We start from the raw sequence: 20,830 nt of genomic DNA on the forward strand, positions 1-20,830 counted from the left end.
ACATGGGGTACGCGCCGCGCCGCCACCGGCACCCGTTCAGGGCTGCCGGCGCCGCTCCCGCAGCCAGGTGGACAGCAGTACCAGCCCCCACGGGCCGACCACCCAGAGCCACCACGGGTACACGAACGACGCGGTGGCGACGCAGCTCATCGCCCAGATCGCGATCGTCGTGACGCTCGCGCCCGCCCAGCCGATCACGGCGCCGTGCCGGTCCCGGTCGAGCAACGCGTCCTGATCCCGGAGGGCAGGTGCCGGGGCGGCCGGAACCACCGTAGGGGGTGACGGCGGGCCGCCCGGGAGGTCGGCGGTGAGCGCGCGGAGATCCCCGTAGGTGCGCGCCGCCAGCGTGGCGGTGATGCGCTCGTCGAACTCCGCGGGATCGAGCCTGCCCTCGGCATGGGCCGCGCGCAGCCGGTCGAGCACGTGCTCACGGTCGGCGTCGCCCGCCCGCATGTTCTCGGGGCGCACGTAGGGCGAGCCGGGCTCTGCCGTCTCCTCCACGGTCCCATGGTGCTCCGCCGGACCCGGTGTGGCCACCGGTCGAGCGGCCCCGGACGGTGCGATCCCGGCAAATGACGCGCTCCGGGCACGGAGGGCCGGTTATCGTCGCGGTTCCGCCCGTTTCGAGCCGGTGTTGCCCTGAAGTCCGGTTCACGTTGTTCCCTGGAACGGTGATGACCGAACAGCCCACAGGATCCGCCGCCCCGGCCGGCCGACTGCCCCGCCCACTGCGTCCCTTCCGCCACCGCGAGTACCGCCTGCTGGTGACGTCGATGGCCGCCTCCCTGTTCGCGAGCGGCCTCTGGCTCGTCGCGATCGTCTACCAGGTCATCTCGATGGGAGGTGGCCCGTCCGAGCTGTCCGTCGTCGCTGCCGCGTCGAGCGTCGGGATGCTGGTCAGCGTGCTGATCGGCGGCGTGGCCGCCGACCGGCTGCCCAAGCGGGCCGTCATGATCGGGGTGGAGGTCGTCCGGATCGCCTCGGCAGGCGGGGCAGGCGCGCTCGCGGTCACCGGCGCGCTGCAGCTGTGGCACCTCGCCGCGATCGCGTTCGTCATGGGTGCGGCCGAGGCCTTCTTCTACCCCGCCTACTCGGCGATCCTGCCCACCCTGCTCCCCCCGGAGGAGCTGCTCGCCGCCAACGGCGTGGAGGGCACCCTGCGGCCGATCGCCCAGCAGGCCCTCGGTCCGGCGCTGGCCGGGGTGCTGGTCGGCGCGTTCGTCCCCGGGATGTCGATCCTGGTCGCGGCCGGGATCTACACGCTCGCCCTCGTCGCGCTGCTCGCCATGCGCGTGGCACCGGTCGCCACGAGCACGGCGGCGCCCAGCTCCGTGCTCGCCGATCTGGCCGAGGGCTTCCGCTACCTCTTCCGCACCGCCTGGCTCTTCGCCTCGCTGGCCTTCGCCTCGTTCTACGTACTGGTGCTCATCGGCCCGATCGAGGTGCTGCTGCCGTTCGCGGTGCGCGACCAGACCGGCGGCGGTGCGAGCAGCTTCGCGCTCGTCCTGGCCGCGTTCGGGATCGGCGGGGCACTCGGGTCGATCATCGTGTCCTCGTGGCGGCTCCCCCGCCGCTACCTGACGGCGATGATCCTGCTGTGGGGCGCCGGAGCGGCCCCGCTGATGCTGATCGGCATCACGCCGCACCTGTGGGTCATGGCCGCGGCGAGCTTCGCGGTCGGGTTCACCGGCGCGATGGCGATGGTCATCTGGGGCACGCTCCTGCAGCGCCGGGTCCCCCCGCACCTGCTGGGACGCGTGTCCAGCCTGGACTTCTTCGTGTCACTCGCCCTGATGCCGGTGTCGATGGCGCTCGCCGGGCCGGTCGGGGAGTGGCTCGGCGTCCCGATGACGTTCGTGCTCGCCGGTGCGATCCCCGTGTTCCTCGCGGTGGCGGCGATCGTCGGGTGGCGGCTGCCTGCCGACGAGATCGCCCATCCCCTCGACAGCCCCGCGGTCACGGCGTGAACACGCCGCAGGGGGCGTCGCGGACCCGAGCGGCGCAACCGGGGCGGCGCAGAACAGCCAGATGTGTCCAAAAGTCGCAAGACGGCGCAGAATCTCCCGCGCGGACGTCGACCGAAAGGAGGACGTCGGCATCTACTGCATCGACAACCGCGGCGATGGCGCCGCGGAGGGCGCGAGGAGAACTGATGGTCGCGATGCTGCGGAGCAGGAGCACCCGGTGCGGCGGGGCGCCCGGGGGAGGTGTCGCATGACGCTCACGGAGGCGCGGTCGCGCATGAACCCCCGCTCGGTGCTGATCTGGACCGTGGTGGCCCTGATCGGCGCCGTGGCCTGGGGCGTGCTGGCACTCTCCCGCGGGGAGGAGATCTCCGCGATCTGGCTGGTGGCGGCCGCGCTGGGGTCCTACGCCATCGCCTACCGGTTCTATGCGCGGTTCATCGTCAAGAAGGTGCTGCAGGTCGACGACAGCCGGGCGACACCCGCCGAGCGGCTGGACAACGGCACCGACTTCCAGCCCATGGACCGCCGGGTGCTGTTCGGTCACCACTTCGCGGCGATCGCCGGGGCGGGCCCGCTGGTCGGGCCCGTGCTCGCAGCTCAGATGGGGTACCTGCCCGGCACGATCTGGATCATCGTCGGCGTCATCTTCGCCGGCGCCGTGCAGGACATGGTCACCCTGTTCTTCTCGATGCGCCGCGACGGTAAGAGCCTGGGTCAGATGGCCCGTGACGAGATCGGCCCGATCGGCGGCATCGCGGCACTGATCGCCGTCTTCGCGATCATGATCATCCTGCTCGCCGTGCTCGCGCTGGTCGTGGTCAACGCTCTGGCGAAGTCGCCGTGGGGCACGTTCTCCATCGCCATGACGATCCCGATCGCCCTGTTCATGGGCTACTACATGCGCGTGATCCGGCCGGGGCGGGTGGTCGAGACCAGCCTGATCGGGGTCGCGCTCCTCCTGCTCGCCATCGTCGCGGGCGGCTGGGTGCAGGACTCGAGCTGGGCGGACGCGTTCACCCTCGACCCGCGCACCCTGGTGATCTGCCTGGTGATCTACGGCTTCGCCGCGTCGGTGCTGCCGGTGTGGATGCTGCTCGCGCCGCGCGACTACCTCTCGACGTTCATGAAGATCGGTACGATCGTCCTGCTGGCCCTCGGCGTGCTGATCACCGCACCGGTGCTGCAGAACCCGGCGGTCACCGAGTTCGCGATCAACGGCAACGGGCCCGTGTTCGCCGGGTCGCTCTTCCCGTTCGTGTTCATCACGATCGCCTGTGGCGCGCTCTCCGGGTTCCACGCTCTCATCGCCTCGGGCACCACGCCCAAGCTGATCCAGAAGGAGTCGCAGGTCCGGCTCATCGGCTACGGCGCGATGCTCATGGAGTCCTTCGTGGCGATCATGGCGCTGATCGCGGCGAGCATCCTCGACCCGGGCCTGTACTACGCGATGAACGCCCCCGCGGGGCTGCTCGGGACCACGGTGGAGTCGGCGTCGCAGGCGGTCAACAACCTCGGCTTCACGATCACGCCGGAGGCGCTCGCGGCGGCTGCCGCGTCCGTGCAGGAGAGCACCCTGGTCGCCAGGACGGGCGGCGCACCCACCCTGGCCGTCGGGATGTCGGAGATCTTCTCCGGCGCGTTCGGCGGCGACGCGCTCAAGGCGTTCTGGTACCACTTCGCGATCATGTTCGAGGCGCTGTTCATCCTCACCACGGTGGACGCGGGCACCCGGGTCGGGCGCTACATGCTCCAGGACACCCTCGGCAACGTGTACAAGCCGATGGCCAACGTGAACTGGAAGCCCGGCATGTGGTTCACCAGCGCCGTGGTCGTGGGCGCGTGGGGCTACTTCCTCTACGCCGGCGTCACCGACCCGCTGGGCGGGATCAACCAGCTCTTCCCGCTGTTCGGCATCGCCAACCAGCTGCTGGCCGCTGTGGCGCTGACGGTCTGCACGACACTGCTGATCAAGAGTGGGCGCGTGAAGTGGGCCTGGGTCACGGGCATCCCGCTGGCGTGGGACGCGGCGGTGACGCTCACGGCGAGCTACCAGAAGGTGTTCTCCCCCGACCCGACGCTGGGGTTCTTCGCGCAGCGGGACAAGTACGCCGCGGCGCTGGAGCAGGGGCAGGTGCTCGCACCGGCCAAGAACCTCGGGGAGATGCAGACCGTCGTCACCAACTCCACGGTCGACGGCGTGCTCGCCGCCCTGTTCGCGATCCTGATCATCATCGTGATCGCCAACGCGCTGGTCGTCTGGTACCGGGCACTGACCTCGCCGGAGCCGCTGCCCAGCACGGAGGCGCCCGCCGTCCCGTCGCAGATCGTGGCGCCGTCGGGGCTCATCGCCACGTCCGACGAGAAGCGCGCACTCGCCGGCACGGGAGACCGGACGTGACCACCATCGGGAAGGGCGCGATCTGGCAGGGGGTGCGCTGGTACCTGCGCGAGCTCACCGGGGAGTCGCAGTACGAGCGCTACCTCGAGCGGCACGCCAATGAGCACCCGGGCACGGCCCCGCTGTCGCGGCGGGAGTTCGAACGGCGCCGCATCGACGCCAAGGACGCCACCCCGGGCAGCCGCTGCTGCTGAGAGCAGCCGGCCCCCACTGCAGGAAAGCCACGTTCAGGCAACGTCGTTGCGTGAACGTGGCTTTCCTGCAACCAGGGGCCTCGCGCGGAGCTACAAAGCCTTCAGCTCCTCCGTCACCGCGGCGACGCTCTTCTTCGCGTCGCCGAAGAGCATCGAGGTGTTCTCGGCGTAGAAGAGCGGGTTGTCGATGCCGGCGAAGCCGCTGCTCATCGAGCGCTTCAGCACGATGACCGAGCGGCTCTCGTCGACGTTGAGGATCGGCATCCCGTGGATCGGCGAGCTCGGGTCGGTGCGCGCCGCGGGGTTGGTGACGTCGTTGGCCCCGATCACCAGCGTGACGTCGGTGCGGGAGAACTCGCCGTTGATGTCGTCCATCTCCTTGAGCGCGTCGTAGGAGACGTCGGCCTCGGCGAGCAGCACGTTCATGTGCCCCGGCATCCGGCCCGCCACCGGGTGGATGGCGTACTTGACCTCCACGCCCTTGGCCTCCAGCAGCTTGGCCATGTCCTTCACGGCGTGCTGGGCCTGCGCCACCGCCATCCCGTAGCCGGGCACGACGATCACCTGGGACGCGTACGCCATCTGGATCGCCGCGTCCGCGGCACTGGTGGACTTGACGGTGCGGTCGATGCCGTCGTCCGCACCGGGCAGCGTGGTGGTGCCACCGAACCCGCCGGCGACGATCGCCGGGATCGAGCGGTTCATGGCGGTGGCCATCAGGTTGGTGAGGATGGAACCCGACGCGCCCACGATCATGCCGGCCACGATCATGGCGGTGTTGTTCAGGGCGAGCCCCGCCGCCGCGGCCGACAGCCCGGTCAGGGCGTTGAGCAGCGAGATCACCACCGGCATGTCGGCGCCGCCGATCGGCAGCACCACCAGCACGCCGAGCACGGCCGCGAGCACCAGCAGCCCGATGATCCAGATCTGGGGCGCTCCGCCCATCCCGCCCACCACGGCGCACGCCACGGCGGCCAGCAGCAGGATCCCGTTGACGAACTGCTGCGCCTTGCCCAGGCCGATCGGGCGGCCCGGCAGGATCTCCTGCAGCTTCCCGAACGCGATCAGCGAGCCCCAGAACGAGATCGACCCGACGATGGCCGCGAACATGGACGCCACGACCACGTAGCCGGGCTCGTCGAGGAAGCCGGTGGAGGTGCGGAACTCCGACCAGGCGATCAGTGCCACCGCGCCGCCGCCGACGCCGTTGAACAGCGCCACCATCTGCGGCATCGCGGTCATCTTGACCGTGCGCGCCGACGGCACGCCCAGCGCAGCGCCGATCACGAGGCCCACGATGATCAGCACCCAGTTGTGCCGGACCTCCAGCAGGGTGGCCACCACCGCGATCGTCATACCGACCGCGGCGATCAGGTTGCCACGCACCGCCGTCTTCGGGCCGGTGAGGCCCATCAGGCCGTAGATGAACAGCGCGAACGCGATGATGTACAGAATCGGGACGAGCGTGTCCATCAGTGGCCCTTCCCGTTCGTGGCGACCTTGTCGGCGTCGGGCGCCTGCCGGGCCTCCGGCTTGGCCTTGAACATGCCCAGCATCCGGTCGGTCACCAGGAAGCCACCGATCACGTTGATCATGCCGAACGCGATGGCGATGACCAGCAGGATCTGGTCGATCACCGACGGGTTCTCCAGGTGGCCGAGCACGATCAGGCCGCCCAGCAGCACGATGCCGTGGATCGCGTTGGTGCCCGACATCAGCGGGGTGTGCAAGGTGTTGGGCACCTTCGAGATCACGGCGAAGCCGACGAAGCCGGCCAGCACCAGGATCGCGAGGTTCGCCAGCAGTCCGGTCTCCATCACGCATCTCCCCCGTTCACGGTGGCATCAGCCACATCGCGGGTGACGCAGGACTTTGCGAGCACCTCGTCGTTCCAGTCCGGTGCCAGGGCAACCGCACCGTCGTCGTCCTTCAGCATCAGCTCCAGCAACGCGGACACGTTGCGGGAGTACAGCTCCGACGCGTGCTCGGGCATCGTCGCGGGCAGGTTCAGCGGCGACGCGATGGTGACGTCGTGCTTGACGACGGTCTCGCCCGGCTCGGTCAGCTCGCAGTTGCCGCCGCTCTCCCCGGCCAGGTCCACGACGACGCTGCCGGGCCGCATGCCCTGCACCGCCGTGGCCGTGACGAGCGTGGGCGCCTTCCGCCCGGGGACGTTGGCGGTGGTGATCACGATGTCGAACCCGGTGATCGCCTCCTCCAGCCGCTTCTGCTGCTCGGCCCGCTCGTCCTCGGTCAGCTCACGCGCGTAGCCGCCCTCGCCGACCGCCTCGATACCGAGATCCAGCCACTGCGCACCGAGCGACCGCACCTGGTCGGCCACCTCGGGGCGCACGTCGTAGCCGGTGGTCCGCGCGCCCAGGCGCTTCGCCGTGGCGAGCGCCTGCAGCCCCGCGACTCCGACGCCCAGCACCAGCGCCGTGGCCGGCTTCACGGTGCCCGCCGCCGTGGTGAGCATCGGGAAGAACCGGGTGGACTTCTCCGCGGCCAGCAGCACCGCCTTGTAGCCCGCCACGTTCCCCTGCGACGACAGCGCGTCCATCGACTGGGCCCGCGAGATCCGCGGGATCGCCTCCATCGCGAACGCCTGCACGCCGGCGGCCTTCAGCGACGCGATCGTCTCGGCTGCGGTCAGCGGCGCGAGGAACCCGATGAGCGTGGTGCCCGGCCGTAGCCGTCCCACCTCCTCGGCCGTGGGGGGCGCCACCTTCACCACGGCGTCGGCCGACCACGGGTCACCGATCGTCGCTCCGGCCGCGATGTACAGCTCATCGGGAATCAGCGCGCCCAGGCCGGCACCGGCCTCGACGACGATCTCCACACCCCGCGACCGGAGTTTCTCGACGACCTTCGGCACCAGGGCGACACGGCGCTCACCGGCGGCAGACTCGCGAGGCACCCCCACGGTCGTGCGCCGCGGTACTGTGGATTCTGTATTCACAACACCGGAGCCTAGCCCAGGGATCGGGTAATCAGGAGATACCTGTGACGGGGTACGTACCGATTCGCGTCGATCGACCGATTCAGAGGCCCCGAGCGGTGCCGATAGCACCGGCCCGGCTGCCCCGGGAACACCGAACGTCACCCGTTCGGGGGTGAGGCCGACCGCGGATTCTCCGGCTCGTGAGAGCCCGAGGAGGAGCGACCCGTCCGCCGACGTCGCCGCCAACCGGCCTTCTCAGAGGCCTGGGTTCAGCTCAGCGGGAGCGTGAGGATGCGTGGCCCGTCGTCGGTGATGGCGACGGTGTGCTCCCAGTGCACGGCCCGGCCCCCGTCGGCGGTGACCACCGTCCAGCCGTCCTCGAGCTCACGGGTCTCCGGGTCGCCTGCCGTCAGCATCGGCTCCACGGCCAACGCCATCCCGGGCACCAGCCGCGGGCCCTGCCCCGGGTCGCCGAAGTTGGGCAGGAACGGATCCATGTGCATCGAGGTGCCGATGCCGTGGCCGCCGTACTCGGCGACGATCCCGTAGTCGACGCCGTCGCGCTTGGCCGCCTGCTCGGAGGCCACCTGGACCGCGTGCGAGATGTCGGACAGCCGGCCGCCCGGGCGCACGGCGTCGATACCGGCGTACAGCGCGGCCTCACAGGCCGCCGACAGGGCGCGATCCGCGTCGGAGACCGACCCGACCTGGATCGTCACCGCCGCGTCGCCGTGCCAGCCGTCGAGGATGGCGCCGCAGTCCACCGAGACGAGGTCGCCGTCGGCGAGCACCTGCGTGGCCGACGGGATGCCGTGCACGATCTGCTCGTTCACCGAGGCGCAGATCGAGGCGGGGTAGCCGTGGTACCCCAGGAACGAGGGAACCGCACCGGCGTCGCGGATGGTGTGCTCGGCCAGCGCGTCCAGCTCACCGGTGCTGACACCCGGTCGGGCCAGCTCGATGACGGCCGCGAGCGTGCCGGCGACCAGCGCGCCGGCGGCACGCATGGCCTCCAGCTCCCCCGGCGTCTTCAGCTCGATGTCCCGGCCCCGCCAGCGGTCCAGGATCCCCCGGACGCCGCTGCGTCCCCCGCTCATTGCGAACCTCTCATCTGGCGCGGAGCGCCTGGGCAACGCGATCGGTGATCTCCTCGACCGAGCCGACGGCGTCGACGCTCACGAGCCGGTCGCTGTAGTGGTCGAGGAGCGGCGCCGTCTCGTCGCGGTAGACCTGCTGACGGCGGCGGATGATGTCCTCGGTGTCGTCGTCGCGGCCCCGGCCCATGAGCCGGCGCACCAGCTCGTCCTCGGGCACCTGGAACTCCACCACGGCGTCGATCTGCTCGCCCCGCTCCTCCAGGAGCTCGCCGAGCGACGACGCCTGGCTCCGGGTACGGGGGAAGCCGTCGAGGATGAACCCCTTGGCCGCGTCGTCGTGGGTGAGCCGCTCGCGCACCATCGCGACGGTGACCGCATCCGGAACGAGCTCGCCCGCGTCCATGTACCGCTTCGCCTCGCGCCCGAGGTCGGTTTCTTCCTTCAGATTCGCCCGGAAGAGATCACCGGTGGAGATGTGGGGTACGTCCAGCCGCTCGGCGAGACGCACCGCCTGGGTGCCCTTCCCCGCTCCCGGCGGACCAACCAGAACGAGACGCACGCGACCGACCTCCTGAACTCGAACCCCACCACGACAAACCGATCGCCGACGCTAGCGAAGGAACCCGTCGTACCTACGCTGCATGAGCTGGCTCTCGATCTGTTTGACCGTGTCGAGCCCCACTCCGACCATGATCAGCACCGCCGTGCCACCGAACGGGAAGTTCTGGTTCTGGCCGCTGCCGGTGATGCCGAGGAAGAAGTTCGGCAGCACGGCGATGATGCCCAGGTACAACGAACCGGGGAGCGTGATGCGCGAGAGCACGTAGTTCAGGTACTCGGCAGTCGGCCGGCCGGGCCGGATGCCGGGAATGAAGCCACCGAACTTCTTCATCTCGTCGGCCCGCTCTTCGGGGTTGAACGTGATGCCGACGTAGAAGTACGTGAAGAAGATGATGAGAGCGATGTACAGAACGATGTGCACCCAGCTGGACTGGTCCACCAGGTACGTCTGCACGAACTGCTGGAAGCCGCCGCCGGTGCTCCCGGCCAACCGCGAGACGAGGTCGGGGAGGTAGAGCAGCGACGATCCGAAGATCACCGGGATGACACCGGCCTGGTTGACCTTGAGCGGCAGGTATGTGGAGGTGCCGCCGTACATGCGACGGCCGACCATGCGCTTCGCGTACTGGACGGGAATGCGGCGCTGGCCCTGCTCGACGAAGACCACGCTGGCGATGATCGCGAGACCGAAGACGCATACGCCGATGAAGACCAGTGCGCCGTTGCTCATGATGTTGGCGCCCTCGGCCGGGATCCGGGCCGCGATCGAGGCGAAGATGAGCAGCGACATCCCGTTGCCGACACCGCGCTCGGTGACCTGCTCACCGAGCCACATGATGACCGCGGTGCCCGCCGTCATGACGACGACGATGATCGAGAGCTGGTAGACGCTGGAGTCGGGGATGACCGGCAGGGAGCAGTTCGCGAACAGCTGCCCGCGATCGGCCAGTGCCACGATGCCCGTGGCCTGCAGGATGGCCAGCGCAATCGTCAGGTAGCGGGTGTACTGGGTCAGCTTGTTCTGACCCGACTGCCCTTCCTTCTTCAGCTGCTCGAACCGCGGGATGACAACGGTGAGCAGCTGGATGATGATGCTCGCGGTGATGTACGGCATGATGCCGAGCGCGAAGATCGACAGCTGCAGGAGCGCGCCGCCGGAGAACAGGTTGATCAGGGAGTAGACGCCGGAGTTCTCACTGCCCTCGACCTGCCGGATGCATTCCTGCACGTTGGGGTAGGACACCCCGGGCGACGGAATGGTGGCACCGAGGCGGTACACAGCCACGATCCCGAGGGTGAAGAGAATCTTCTTGCGGAGATCCGGCGTGGTCAGTGCCGACCGAAAAGCGCTGAGCACTCGGTGATCCTCCTGTACTGGTGGCCCGCTCCGGCGCGGACCCGCCCGGGCGGACAGCGCCCGCGAGCGTGGCGCGCACCCGGCCTGACGTGGAACCGGGCGGAGACGACTCTAACAGCGGCCGTGTCGCCCCCACGGCGCGGACCGGCGCAATGGCGCCGGTCCGCACCGAACGGGCACCGAACTACAGCTCGGTGACGGTGCCGCCGGCGGCCGTGATCTTGTCGCGGGCGCTACCGGAGAAGGCGTGCGCGCTCACCGTGAGCGTGACACCGTCGATGTCTCCGTTGCCCAGCACCTTGACCGGCTGGTTGCGCCGGACAGCGCCGGCCTCGACCAGCTCGTCCGGGCCCACCGTGCCACCGGAGGGGAACAGCTGGGCGAGGTCGCCCACGTTCACCACCTGGTACTCGACGCGGAAGCGGTTCTTGAACCCCTTGAGCTTGGGCAGCCGCATGTGCAGCGGCATCTGCCCACCCTCGAAACCGACGGGCACGTTCTTACGGGCCTTGCTGCCCTTGGTGCCCCGGCCTGCGGTCTTGCCCTTGCTGCCCTCACCGCGTCCGACCCGGGTCTTCGCGGTCTTGGACCCGGGAGCCGGGCGCAGGTGGTGGATCTTGATCGTGCTCATCAGGAGCCGACCTCCTCAACCGTCACCAGGTGGCGGACGGTGTGGATCATGCCGCGGATCTGCGGGGTGTCTGCCCGCTCCACCGACTGGCGGATCTTGCGCAGCCCCAGCGACTTGAGCGTGGCACGCTGGTTCGCCTTGACCCCGATGGTGCTGCGCACCTGGGTCACGACGAGCTTCGTGTCACTGGTCGGGGTGCTCTGCGCGGTGGCATCGCTCGACGTCGCAGCCATCACGACCTCGCACCCTGCGCCGCGGCGGCACGCGCACGCAGCATCTGGGCAGGCGCGACGTCCTCGAGCGGCAGACCGCGACGGGCCGCCACCTCCTCCGGGCGCTGGATCATCTTCAACGCGGCGATCGTGGCGTGCACGACGTTGATCGCGTTGTCACTGCCCAGCGACTTGGAGAGGACGTCGTGGATGCCGGCGCACTCCAGGACGGCGCGCACCGGACCACCGGCGATGACACCGGTACCGGGGCTGGCCGGACGCAGCAGCACGACGCCGGCAGCGGCCTCGCCCTGCACGCGGTGCACGATCGTGCCGCCGATGCGGGGGACGCGGAAGAAGTTCTTCTTCGCCTCCTCCACGCCCTTGGCGATCGCGGCCGGCACCTCCTTGGCCTTGCCGTAGCCGACGCCCACCAGGCCGTCGCCGTCGCCGACGATCATCAGCGCGGTGAAGCTGAAGCGCCGACCGCCCTTGACGACCTTGGCCACGCGGTTGATCGTGACCAGTCGCTCGATGTACGGGGTCTTGTCCTGGCCGCCCCCGCCGCGGCCTCCGTCGCGGCGGTCCCGGCGGTCGCCGCTGTTGCTGCGCTCGCCACCGGGCCCGGTGCTAGGGCCCCCGCCGTCACGCCGTGCGCGTCCCGGCATCAGAGGTTTCCTTCCGCTGTGTTGATTGTCCGACCGTGCAAGCAGGTCGTCTGTGTTCCATCCATCAGAACTCGAGCCCGCCTTCGCGAGCGGCGTCGGCCAGGGCCGCGATCCGGCCGTGGTAGCCGTAGCCACCCCGGTCGAACACCACGGTGGTGACACCGGCCTCGCGGGCGCGGGCGGCCACGAGCTCGCCGACCTTGGCCGCGCGGGCCTTCTTGTCGCCGTCGATGGCCCTGACGTCGGCCTCCATCGTCGACGCCGAGGCCAGCGTGTGACCGGCCAGGTCGTCGATGAGCTGCACGACGATGTGCCGTGCGCTCCGGTTGACCGCGAGGCGCGGACGCTCTGCGCTGCCGCTGACCTTCTTGCGCAGCCGGGCGTGCCGACGGGTGCGCGCGGTACGGCGCTTGCTCGACACCTGGGAAGCGGTGCGCTTCCTGGCGTTGGCGGAAATCGTCTCGGCCATGGTCACTTACCCGTCTTTCCGACCTTGCGGCGGATGACCTCGCCGGCGTAGCGCACGCCCTTGCCCTTGTACGGGTCGGGCTTGCGCAACTTGCGGATTTTGGCGCTGACCTCGCCGACCAGCTGCTTGTCGATGCCGGACACGGAGAACCGAGTGGGCGTGTCCACCTTGAAGGTGATGCCCTCCGGCGCCTCGATCGTGATGGGGTGGCTGTACCCGAGCGCGAACTCCAGCGAGGAGCCCTTCAGCGCAACGCGGTAACCGACGCCGTAGATCTCCATCTTCTTCTCGTAGCCGTTGGTGACACCGACGACGAGGTTGTTGACGAGGGTGCGGGACAGGCCGTGCATGGCCTTGTTCCGGCGCTCGTCGTCCGGTCGCTTGACGACGACCGTGCCGGTCTCGTCGCGCTCGATCGTGATCGGCTCGATCACGGTGTGTGACAGGGTGCCCTTGGGCCCCTTGACGGTCACCGTGCGGCCGTCGATGTTCACGTCGACGCCGGACGGAACGGCGATGGGCAGCTTCCCGATGCGGGACATGGTGTTAACCCCTCACCAGACGTAGGCGAGGACTTCTCCGCCCACGCCGTTCTTGTGCGCTTGCCGCTCGGTCTGGAGGCCGTTCGACGTCGAGATGATCGCGACGCCGAGGCCACCCAGGACCCGTGGCAGGTTGGTGGACTTCGCGTAGACCCGCAGCCCGGGCTTGGACACCCGGCGCAGGCCCGCGATGCTGCGCTCACGGTTGCGGCCGTACTTCAGCTCGATGACCAGCGACTTGCCGACCTCGGCGTCCTCGACGGTGTGCGACGCGATGTAGCCCTCCCGCTGGAGGATCTCGGCGATCGACACCTTGAGCTTGGAATGCGGCATGACCACGCGGTCGTGGTACGCCGAGTTGGCGTTGCGCAGACGCGTGAGCATGTCTGCGATCGGATCGGTCATCGTCATAGTGACGTCACTACTTTCCCGCCTGGTTCCCCGGAAGGCCTGTGGCGATTGTGGTGCACTTCGTGCTTGCGACTACTACCAGCTGCTCTTGTGCACGCCCGGCAGCTCGCCGGCGTGCGCCATCTCGCGCACGCAGATGCGGCACAGGCCGAACTTGCGCAGCACGGCACGCGGCCGGCCGCACCTCTGGCAACGGGTGTAGCCACGGACCTTGAACTTGGGCTTGGCCGCCGCCTTGATGATGAGCGCCTTCTTGGCCATCTCACGCCTCCCTGAAGGGGAAGCCGAGCCGGCGAAGCAGCGCCCGGCCTTCCTCGTCGGTCGTGGCCGTTGTGACGACCGTGATGTCCATGCCACGCGGCCGGTCGATCGAGTCGGGGTCGATCTCGTGGAACATCGACTGCTCGTTCAGACCGAACGTGTAATTGCCCCGCCCGTCGAACTGGTTGGGCGACAGGCCGCGGAAGTCGCGGATGCGGGGCAGCGCGATGGTCAGCAGCCGGTCGAGGAACTCCCACATGCGGTCGTTCCGCAGCGTCACCTTCGCCCCGATGGGCATGCCCTCACGCAGCTTGAACTGCGCGATGGACTTGGTGGCCCGGCGGACCTGCGGCTTCTGGCCGGTGATCGTGGCCAGGTCGCGGACCGCGCCGTCGATGAGCTTCGCGTCGCGGGCGGCGTCGCCGACACCCATGTTGACGACGACCTTCACCAGGCCCGGAATCTGCATGACGTTGCCGTAGGAGAACTCCTCGCGGAGCTGACCGGCGATCTCGTCGGAGTAGCGCTGCTTGAGACGCGGTGCCACTCGTTCAGTCGTGGTCATCAGATCTCCTTCCCGGAACGCCGGGAGACGCGGACACGCTTGCCCTCGTCGGTGGTCTTCTTGCCCACCCGCGTCGGCTTGCCGTCACCGTCGACCAGCATCACGTTGGAGACGTGGATCGCCGCCTCCTGGGTGACGATTCCGCCGGACTGCGCGCCACGCTGGTTCTGGCTGATCCGGGTGTGCTTCTTGATCCGGTTCACGCCTTCGACCAGCACACGGTCGCGGTCGGGGTAGGCCTGGATGACCTTGCCCTTCGCGCCCTTGTCCTTGCCGGCGATCACCTGAACGGTGTCGCCCTTCTTGATCTTCATGTCAGAGCACCTCCGGCGCGAGGGAGATGATCTTCATGAACCGCTTGTCGCGAAGCTCGCGACCGACGGGTCCGAAGATGCGGGTCCCCCGCGGCTCGCCGTCCGGCTTGATCAGCACGGCGGCGTTCTCGTCGAACCGGATGTAGGAACCGTCCGGCCGGCGCCGCTCCTTCACGGTGCGCACGATGACGGCCTTGACGACGTCACCGCGCTTCACCCCGGCAGCGGGGATCGCGTCCTTCACGGTGGCCACGATGACATCGCCGATTCCGGCGTAGCGCCGACCCGATCCGCCCAGCACCCGGATGCAGAGGATCTCCTTGGCACCGGTGTTGTCGGCGACGCGCAGCCGCGACTCCTGCTGGATCACTTCGCCTTCTCCAGGATCTCGACCAGCCGCCAGCGCTTGGTGGCCGACAGCGGTCGGGTCTCCATCAGCCGGACGCGGTCGCCGACGCCGGCCGTGTTGGCCTCGTCGTGCGCCTTGACCTTGCTCGTCCGGCGGATGACCTTGCCGTACATCGGGTGCTTCACGCGGTCCTCGAGGGACACCACGATCGTCTTGTCCATCTTGTCGGACACGACAAGGCCCTCTCGGACCTTGCGCTCCGCCCGCTCCACCGTCTTCGGCGGCGTCTTGCCTGCGTCACTCATGCCGCGCCCTCGTTGTCGTCACTCGGGGCGGCAGAGAGGCCCAGCTCGCGCTCGCGCATGATCGTGTAGATCCGCGCGATGTCGTGCCGGACGGTACGCAGCCGCCGGTTGTTGTCCAGCTGCCCGGTGGCCATCTGGAAGCGGAGGTTGAACAGCTCCTCCTTGGCCTCCCGCACGCGAAGCGTGAGCTCCTCGTCCGTGAGCTCGCGGAGCTCGGCGGCAGTCGTCGTCGAGGCGGCCATCAGATGTCACCACCCTCACGGGTCACGATCCGGCACTTCATCGGCAGCTTGTGGATCGCGCGGCGCAGGGCCTCGCGAGCGGTCTGCTCGTTGGGGTAGCTCATCTCGAACAGCACGCGGCCGGGCTTCACGTTGGCCACCCACTTCTCCGGCGAACCCTTGCCGGAACCCATGCGGGTCTCGGCCGGCTTCTTGGTGAGCGGGCGGTCCGGGAAGACGTTGATCCAGACCTTGCCACCACGGCGGATGTGCCGGTTGATGGCGATACGAGCCGACTCGATCTGCCGGTTGCTCACGTACGCAGGCTCGAGAGCCTGGATACCGAAGTCACCGAAGGTCACGCTGGTGCCGCCGGAGGCAGCGCCGGTGCGATGCGGCCGGTGCTGCTTGCGGTGCTTCACCTTGCGAGGAATCAGCATGGGTCAGCCCTCCCCACCGGTCTCGGCCGGAGTCTCGACCGTGGCGGTGGCGGTGGAGCCACCCGCCGACTGCTCGGCGGCGGCGCGCCCGGCCTCGGTGCTCGTGCCGGTGGTGCCCGACGCGCCCGAACGGCGGCGCTGCGGGCGCTCCCGGCGGGGAGCGCGATCGGCGCTGGGAGCCGCCGCGGCGACGCCCTCACGACGGCCGCCGACGATGTCACCCTTGTAGATCCACACCTTGACGCCGATGCGCCCGAACGTCGTGCGGGCCTCGAACAGGCCGTAGTCGATGTCGGCGCGCAGCGTGTGCAGCGGGACGCGACCCTCGCGGTAGAACTCCGAGCGCGACATCTCCGCACCGCCGAGGCGGCCGGAGCACTGCACGCGGATGCCCTTGACCTGCGGCGAGCGCATGGCCGACTGGATGGCCTTACGCATCGCGCGCCGGAAGGCGACGCGGTTGCTCAGCTGCTCCGCCACACCCTGGGCGACGAGCTGGGCGTCCGACTCGGCGTTCTTGACCTCGAGGATGTTGAGCTGGACCTGCTTCTTGGTCAGCTTCTCGAGCTGGCCGCGAATACGGTCGGCCTCGGCGCCACGGCGACCGATGACGATGCCGGGACGGGCGGTGTGGATGTCCACCCGCACGCGGTCCCGGGTGCGCTCGATCTCGACCTTGGAGATGCCGGCCCGCTCCATGCCCTTGGAGAGCATCTTGCGGATCTCGACGTCCTCCTTGACGTACTCGGCGTACTGCTTGTCGGCGTACCAGCGCGACTTCCAGTCGGTGGTGATACCGAGCCGGAACCCATGCGGGTTGATTTTCTGACCCATCAGCGGGTCCTCCCCTTCGCACCGCGTGCGCCACGGCCGGCCTTCGCCGGCTGCGACTCGACCTCGACGGTGATGTGGCTCGTGCGCTTGCGGATGCGGTACGCACGCCCCTGGGCGCGCGGCCGGATGCGCTTCAGCGTCGGCCCCTCGTCGGCGTAGGCCGCGGCCACCACGAGGGTGTCGCGGTCCAGATCGAGATTGTTCTCAGCGTTGGCAGCAGCGCTTGCGACCACCTTGAACAGCGGCTCGGCGGCGGCCTGCGGCGAGAACCGCAGAATGTCGAGAGCCTCCTGCACCGACCGGTCCTTGATCAGCGCGACGACGCGCCGGACCTTGGTCGGCGACATGTGTACGTACCGCGCCACCGCGCGCGCCCGAACCGGCTCGAGCGCGGTGGCAGGGCTCTGGCTGTCAGCCATGATTTCCTTTCACCCTTCCCTAGTCGCTACTCGAGCCGCTCAGCGCCTGCGCGCCTTGCGGTCGTCCTTGATATGGCCACGGAACGTCCGCGTGGGTGCGAACTCCCCCAGCTTGTGGCCGACCATCGAGTCCGACACGAACACCGGCACGTGCTTGCGGCCGTCGTGCACCGCAATCGTGTGGCCGATCATGTCGGGGATGATGGTGGACCGCCGGGACCAGGTCCGGATGACGGTCTTCTTGCCGGCCTCGTTGAGCACGTCCACCTTCTTGAGCAGGTGGTCGTCCACGAACGGGCCCTTCTTCAGGCTGCGCGGCATTGGTTACCTCCCTGCTCAGCGCTTCTTGCCGGTGCGACGGCGACGGACGATCATGGCGTCACTTGCCTTGCGGTGACGGGTGCGGCCCTCGGGCTTACCCGCCGGGTTGACCGGGTGGCGACCACCGGAGGTCTTACCCTCACCACCACCGTGCGGGTGGTCGACCGGGTTCATGGCGACACCGCGGACGGTCGGGCGCTTGCCCTTCCACCGCATGCGGCCTGCCTTGCCCCAGTTGATGTTGGAGTGCTCGGCGTTGCCCACCTCGCCGACGGTGGCGCGGCAGCGCACGTCGACGTTGCGGATCTCGCCGGACGGCATGCGCAGCTGCGCGTAGGGGCCGTCCTTGGCGACGAGCTGCACGCCCGAACCGGCCGAGCGGGCGATCTTCGCGCCACCGCCGGGGCGGAGCTCGATCGCGTGCACCACGGTGCCGGTGGGGATGTTGCGCAGCGGCAGGTTGTTGCCGACCTTGATGTCGGCCCGCGGACCGGCCTCGACCTTGTCGCCCTGCTTGAGCTTCGCCGGGGCGATGATGTAGCGCTTCTCGCCGTCGGCGTAGTGCAGCAGCGCGATCCGGCTGGTGCGGTTGGGGTCGTACTCGATGTGCGCGACCGTGGCCGGCACACCGTCCTTGTCGTTACGCCGGAAGTCGATCAGGCGGTAGGCGCGCTTGTGCCCGCCGCCCTGGTGCCGGGTGGTGACCCGCCCGTGCACGTTGCGGCCGCCCTTGCTGTGCAGCGGCCGGACCAGCGACTTCTCCGGCGTGGACCGGGTGATCTCGGCGAAGTCGGAGACGCTCGAGCCACGACGGCCCGGAGTCGTCGGCTTGTACTTGCGGATGCCCATCGGTCAGCCCCTCAGCTCGCCCGGCCACCGAAGACGTCGATCGAGCGGCTCTCCTCGGAGAGCGTCACGATCGCGCGCTTCGTGTCCTTGCGCTTGCCGTATCCGGTGCGGGAGCGCTTGCGCTTGCCCGGGCGGTTCAGCGTGTTGACGCTGAGTACCCTGACCCCGAACACCTTCTCCACGGCGATCTTGATCTGTGTCTTGTTCGCGTCCGGTCGGACGATGAAGGTGTACTGCCGCTCGTCGAGCAGCCCGTAGCTCTTCTCCGAGACCACCGGCGCGAGCAGGATGTCGCGCGGATCGGGGATCACTTGTCAGCCTCCTTGCGCTGCGACGACGGCTGCTGGAACCCAGCCGCCTCGGCCGCCTCGGCGGAGGCGAACCAGACCTCGGCCTCCGTGCGGGCGTAGAACGAGCTGCCCGGCACGTGGTAGAGCATCGAGTCGGCGTTGCCCTTGACCGGGAAACCCTCCGGCTGCGAGCCGTCGGCCAGCGGAGCGTGGCTCTGCGGTCCGTACGGTGCCTGCTCGTCGATGTCGGCGAGCTCGCTCTCGCGGGCCGAGGCCCGGGCACCGGACGCCCTGGTGGGCACCGCGATGGGACCGGCGAGGAAGGCGTCGAGCGCCTCCTGCGTGAAGACCACGACGTCGTTGACGAGCACGTCGTAGGTGTTCAGCTGGTCGGGCGCGATCACGTGGGCGGTGGGGAGGTTGCGCAGGCTGAGCCAGGTGACCTCGTCCTCACGCCCGACGACCACGAGGGCGCGGGTGTCGGCGTCGCCCGCCACTGCGGCCAGCGCGGTGCGCGCCGACTTCGTGGACGGGGTCTCCCCGGTGACCAGGGAGGTGACGACGTGCACCAGGCCGGCGCGGGCCCGGTCGGAGAGCGCGCCGCGCAGTGCGGCCGCCTTCATCTTCTTCGGGGTCTTCTGCGTGTAGTCACGCGGCGTGGGCCCGTGGACGACGCCACCGCCGGCGAACTGCGGGGCACGGGTGGAGCCCTGACGGGCCCGGCCGGTGCCCTTCTGGCGGTACGGCTTCTTGCCGCCGCCGCGGACCTCGCCACGGGTCTTCGTGTCGTGGGTGCCCTGCCGGGCGGCCGCGAGCTGGCCCACCACGACCTGGTGCATCAGCGGCACGTTGGCGGACACGTCGAAGACGTGCGCGGGGAGCTCGACGGTGCCGTCGGCCTTCCCCTCAGGGGTACGGATCTCGACACTGGTCATTACTTCGCACCACCCTTCGCGGCCGACTTGACGACGACGAGGCCGCCGCGGGGACCGGGGACCGCGCCCTTGATCAGCAGCAGGCCGTTGTCGGTGTCGACACGGTGCACCGTGAGGTTCTGCGTGGTGATGCGCGCGTTGCCCATACGGCCGGCCATCCGGACGCCCTTGAAGACGCGGCCCGGGGTGGCGCACCCGCCGATGGAACCCGGCGAGCGGTGCTTGCGCTGGGTGCCGTGGCTGGCGCCGAGGCCCTTGAAGCCGTGGCGCTTCATGACACCCGCGGTGCCCTTGCCCTTGCTGGTGCCCACGACGTCCACCACGGCGCCGGCGTCGAACACTGCCGCCGTGATCTCCTGGCCGACCGTGTACTCGCCTGCATCGGAGGTGCGCAGCTCGACCAGGTGCCGGCGGGGCGTGGTGCCCGCCTTGCTGTAGTGGCCGGTGCGCGGCTTGTTGACCTTGCGTGGGTCGATCGCCCCGTACGCGAGCTGGACGGCCTTGTAGCCGTCGCTCTCAGGGGTGCGGACCTGCGTCACCACGTTCGGGCCCGCCTGGACCACGGTGACCGGGACCACCCGGTTGTTCTCGTCGAAGACCTGGGTCATCCCGAGCTTGGTGCCCAGGATCCCGGTGATCTGCCTCTCGGTCATCTTCTCGGTCAGCCCTACTGAATGTTGACGTCGACGCTGGCCGGCAGGTCGATGCGCATGAGCGCGTCGACCGTCTTGGGCGTCGGGTCGAGGATGTCGATCAGCCGCTTGTGGGTGCGCATCTCGAAGTGCTCGCGCGAGTCCTTGTACTTGTGCGGCGAACGGATGACGCAGTAGATGTTCTTCTCCGTCGGCAGTGGCACCGGCCCGACGACCCGAGCACCCGTGCGCGTGACCGTCTCGACGATCTTGCGCGCGGAGGCGTCGATGGCCTCGTGGTCATAGGCCTTCAGCCTGATGCGGATCTTTTGTCCCGCCATGGTCGTCGGTCGTCCTCTTCTTCCTGCCGCTCATGTACGCGCGCTCCGGGTGGGGCACGCGTGGAGGAGCCCCGCCCTCCGTCGGTTGGGTCTCACCCCACGTGGCTCCGGTCCACGAGGTCGGGCGTGTCGCGCCCTACTCACAGACCAGTTCCCGGATCACCCGCGACCCCCGGGGGGTCGCTGTGCTCGAGGGTCGGCGTCCGGGGCCGGTGCGCACGGAAGTACCTCTCCGCGCGCACCGACGCCCTACGCACAACCCGTCAAGGATGCCACACGCTGGTGCGGCACCCTCGACCGGGGGGT

31 protein-coding genes are annotated in these 20,830 nt (G+C 69.3%); 3 read left to right on the plus strand and 28 right to left on the minus strand.

Annotated features, from left to right (window positions below; genetic code table 11):
- Positions 1-36: 36 nt before the first annotated feature.
- On the minus strand, positions 37-501 hold the full coding sequence (locus ACQPZA_RS32690; RefSeq protein WP_312858916.1) for a DUF1707 SHOCT-like domain-containing protein: 465 nt from the start codon (positions 499-501) through the stop codon (positions 37-39).
- A 173-nt stretch (positions 502-674) separates the two neighbouring features.
- On the opposite strand from ACQPZA_RS32690, the gene ACQPZA_RS32695 reads away from it, so the two are divergent.
- From ACQPZA_RS32695 to ACQPZA_RS32705, 3 genes are all read left to right on the plus strand, one after another.
- Positions 675-1,967, plus strand: a complete 1,293-nt coding sequence (locus ACQPZA_RS32695; protein WP_433275937.1) for an MFS transporter — start codon at positions 675-677, stop codon at positions 1,965-1,967.
- A 247-nt stretch (positions 1,968-2,214) separates the two neighbouring features.
- Positions 2,215-4,365 carry a carbon starvation CstA family protein gene (locus ACQPZA_RS32700; RefSeq protein ID WP_433275938.1) on the plus strand — a complete coding sequence of 717 codons (2,151 nt, stop codon included), beginning with the start codon at positions 2,215-2,217 and terminating at the stop codon, positions 4,363-4,365.
- Complete coding sequence (locus ACQPZA_RS32705) at positions 4,362-4,559, plus strand: YbdD/YjiX family protein (protein ID WP_433275940.1); 198 nt, start codon at positions 4,362-4,364, stop codon at positions 4,557-4,559. Before ACQPZA_RS32700 ends, ACQPZA_RS32705 begins: the two co-directional genes overlap by 4 nt.
- A 90-nt stretch (positions 4,560-4,649) precedes the next feature.
- On the opposite strand, the gene ACQPZA_RS32710 is transcribed toward ACQPZA_RS32705, so the two are convergent.
- The 27 genes from ACQPZA_RS32710 to rpsJ form a co-directional block, all read right to left on the minus strand.
- Entirely contained in the window at positions 4,650-6,032 is a 1,383-nt protein-coding gene (locus ACQPZA_RS32710; protein WP_169394195.1) for an NAD(P)(+) transhydrogenase (Re/Si-specific) subunit beta, read from the minus strand.
- Positions 6,032-6,376, minus strand: a complete 345-nt coding sequence (locus ACQPZA_RS32715) for an NAD(P) transhydrogenase subunit alpha (RefSeq protein ID WP_169394196.1) — start codon at positions 6,374-6,376, stop codon at positions 6,032-6,034. Before ACQPZA_RS32715 ends, ACQPZA_RS32710 begins: the two co-directional genes overlap by 1 nt.
- The gene (locus ACQPZA_RS32720; protein ID WP_433275943.1) at positions 6,376-7,476 is read right to left on the minus strand and encodes a Re/Si-specific NAD(P)(+) transhydrogenase subunit alpha; all 1,101 of its coding nucleotides are present in this window, start codon (positions 7,474-7,476) and stop codon (positions 6,376-6,378) included. The genes ACQPZA_RS32715 and ACQPZA_RS32720 overlap by 1 nt, the downstream gene beginning before the upstream one ends.
- Before the next feature lie 293 nt (positions 7,477-7,769).
- Positions 7,770-8,597: a type I methionyl aminopeptidase gene (gene map, locus ACQPZA_RS32725; protein ID WP_169394198.1), complete on the minus strand. Its 828-nt coding sequence runs from the start codon at positions 8,595-8,597 to the stop codon at positions 7,770-7,772.
- A 10-nt stretch (positions 8,598-8,607) separates the two neighbouring features.
- On the minus strand, positions 8,608-9,156 hold the full coding sequence (locus ACQPZA_RS32730) for an adenylate kinase (RefSeq protein ID WP_169394199.1): 549 nt from the start codon (positions 9,154-9,156) through the stop codon (positions 8,608-8,610).
- A 51-nt stretch (positions 9,157-9,207) separates the two neighbouring features.
- Positions 9,208-10,515, minus strand: a complete 1,308-nt coding sequence (gene secY, locus ACQPZA_RS32735; RefSeq protein ID WP_169394200.1) for a preprotein translocase subunit SecY — start codon at positions 10,513-10,515, stop codon at positions 9,208-9,210.
- Positions 10,516-10,699: 184 nt separating this feature from the next.
- On the minus strand, positions 10,700-11,146 hold the full coding sequence (gene rplO, locus ACQPZA_RS32740) for a 50S ribosomal protein L15 (protein WP_433275946.1): 447 nt from the start codon (positions 11,144-11,146) through the stop codon (positions 10,700-10,702).
- On the minus strand, positions 11,146-11,379 hold the full coding sequence (rpmD, locus tag ACQPZA_RS32745; RefSeq protein WP_169394202.1) for a 50S ribosomal protein L30: 234 nt from the start codon (positions 11,377-11,379) through the stop codon (positions 11,146-11,148). Before rpmD ends, rplO begins: the two co-directional genes overlap by 1 nt.
- On the minus strand, positions 11,379-12,026 hold the full coding sequence (rpsE, locus tag ACQPZA_RS32750; RefSeq protein WP_169394203.1) for a 30S ribosomal protein S5: 648 nt from the start codon (positions 12,024-12,026) through the stop codon (positions 11,379-11,381). Before rpsE ends, rpmD begins: the two co-directional genes overlap by 1 nt.
- A 64-nt stretch (positions 12,027-12,090) precedes the next feature.
- The gene (gene rplR / locus ACQPZA_RS32755; RefSeq protein ID WP_169394204.1) at positions 12,091-12,495 is read right to left on the minus strand and encodes a 50S ribosomal protein L18; all 405 of its coding nucleotides are present in this window, start codon (positions 12,493-12,495) and stop codon (positions 12,091-12,093) included.
- Positions 12,496-12,497: 2 nt separating this feature from the next.
- Positions 12,498-13,037 (minus strand): 50S ribosomal protein L6, encoded by a 540-nt coding sequence (gene rplF / locus ACQPZA_RS32760; protein ID WP_169394205.1) that lies wholly within the window; start codon positions 13,035-13,037, stop codon positions 12,498-12,500.
- A gap of 12 nt (positions 13,038-13,049) precedes the next feature.
- The gene (rpsH, locus tag ACQPZA_RS32765) at positions 13,050-13,448 is read right to left on the minus strand and encodes a 30S ribosomal protein S8 (protein ID WP_169394206.1); all 399 of its coding nucleotides are present in this window, start codon (positions 13,446-13,448) and stop codon (positions 13,050-13,052) included.
- Between the two features lie 75 nt (positions 13,449-13,523).
- Positions 13,524-13,709 (minus strand): type Z 30S ribosomal protein S14, encoded by a 186-nt coding sequence (locus tag ACQPZA_RS32770; protein WP_169394207.1) that lies wholly within the window; start codon positions 13,707-13,709, stop codon positions 13,524-13,526.
- A 1-nt stretch (position 13,710) separates the two neighbouring features.
- Positions 13,711-14,274 (minus strand): 50S ribosomal protein L5, encoded by a 564-nt coding sequence (gene rplE / locus ACQPZA_RS32775; RefSeq protein WP_169394208.1) that lies wholly within the window; start codon positions 14,272-14,274, stop codon positions 13,711-13,713.
- The gene (gene rplX, locus ACQPZA_RS32780) at positions 14,274-14,588 is read right to left on the minus strand and encodes a 50S ribosomal protein L24 (RefSeq protein ID WP_169394209.1); all 315 of its coding nucleotides are present in this window, start codon (positions 14,586-14,588) and stop codon (positions 14,274-14,276) included. The genes rplE and rplX overlap by 1 nt, the downstream gene beginning before the upstream one ends.
- Position 14,589: 1 nt before the next feature.
- Complete coding sequence (gene rplN, locus ACQPZA_RS32785) at positions 14,590-14,958, minus strand: 50S ribosomal protein L14 (protein WP_169394210.1); 369 nt, start codon at positions 14,956-14,958, stop codon at positions 14,590-14,592.
- Positions 14,955-15,242 (minus strand): 30S ribosomal protein S17, encoded by a 288-nt coding sequence (gene rpsQ / locus ACQPZA_RS32790; RefSeq protein WP_433275950.1) that lies wholly within the window; start codon positions 15,240-15,242, stop codon positions 14,955-14,957. Before rpsQ ends, rplN begins: the two co-directional genes overlap by 4 nt.
- Positions 15,239-15,484 carry a 50S ribosomal protein L29 gene (gene rpmC, locus ACQPZA_RS32795; protein ID WP_169394212.1) on the minus strand — a complete coding sequence of 82 codons (246 nt, stop codon included), beginning with the start codon at positions 15,482-15,484 and terminating at the stop codon, positions 15,239-15,241. Before rpmC ends, rpsQ begins: the two co-directional genes overlap by 4 nt.
- Positions 15,484-15,903: a 50S ribosomal protein L16 gene (gene rplP, locus ACQPZA_RS32800; RefSeq protein ID WP_169394213.1), complete on the minus strand. Its 420-nt coding sequence runs from the start codon at positions 15,901-15,903 to the stop codon at positions 15,484-15,486. Before rplP ends, rpmC begins: the two co-directional genes overlap by 1 nt.
- 3 nt (positions 15,904-15,906) lie before the next feature.
- Positions 15,907-16,737: a 30S ribosomal protein S3 gene (rpsC, locus tag ACQPZA_RS32805; protein WP_169394214.1), complete on the minus strand. Its 831-nt coding sequence runs from the start codon at positions 16,735-16,737 to the stop codon at positions 15,907-15,909.
- Entirely contained in the window at positions 16,737-17,156 is a 420-nt protein-coding gene (rplV, locus tag ACQPZA_RS32810; RefSeq protein ID WP_169394215.1) for a 50S ribosomal protein L22, read from the minus strand. Before rplV ends, rpsC begins: the two co-directional genes overlap by 1 nt.
- Positions 17,157-17,195: 39 nt before the next feature.
- A complete protein-coding gene (gene rpsS, locus ACQPZA_RS32815) occupies positions 17,196-17,477 on the minus strand; it encodes a 30S ribosomal protein S19 (RefSeq protein ID WP_169394216.1) in 282 nt (93 codons plus the stop codon).
- Positions 17,478-17,492: 15 nt separating this feature from the next.
- On the minus strand, positions 17,493-18,326 hold the full coding sequence (rplB, locus tag ACQPZA_RS32820) for a 50S ribosomal protein L2 (protein ID WP_169394217.1): 834 nt from the start codon (positions 18,324-18,326) through the stop codon (positions 17,493-17,495).
- A gap of 11 nt (positions 18,327-18,337) precedes the next feature.
- Positions 18,338-18,637, minus strand: a complete 300-nt coding sequence (gene rplW / locus ACQPZA_RS32825; RefSeq protein WP_169394218.1) for a 50S ribosomal protein L23 — start codon at positions 18,635-18,637, stop codon at positions 18,338-18,340.
- Positions 18,634-19,551, minus strand: a complete 918-nt coding sequence (gene rplD, locus ACQPZA_RS32830) for a 50S ribosomal protein L4 sunset domain variant (protein ID WP_169394219.1) — start codon at positions 19,549-19,551, stop codon at positions 18,634-18,636. Before rplD ends, rplW begins: the two co-directional genes overlap by 4 nt.
- Complete coding sequence (gene rplC / locus ACQPZA_RS32835) at positions 19,551-20,204, minus strand: 50S ribosomal protein L3 (protein WP_169394220.1); 654 nt, start codon at positions 20,202-20,204, stop codon at positions 19,551-19,553. Before rplC ends, rplD begins: the two co-directional genes overlap by 1 nt.
- Positions 20,205-20,218: 14 nt before the next feature.
- Positions 20,219-20,524 (minus strand): 30S ribosomal protein S10, encoded by a 306-nt coding sequence (gene rpsJ, locus ACQPZA_RS32840; protein ID WP_040804197.1) that lies wholly within the window; start codon positions 20,522-20,524, stop codon positions 20,219-20,221.
- Positions 20,525-20,830 lie beyond the last annotated feature (306 nt).

The organism is Pseudonocardia xinjiangensis (assembly GCF_050948425.1).
GTDB classification, from domain to species: domain Bacteria; phylum Actinomycetota; class Actinomycetes; order Mycobacteriales; family Pseudonocardiaceae; genus Pseudonocardia; species Pseudonocardia xinjiangensis.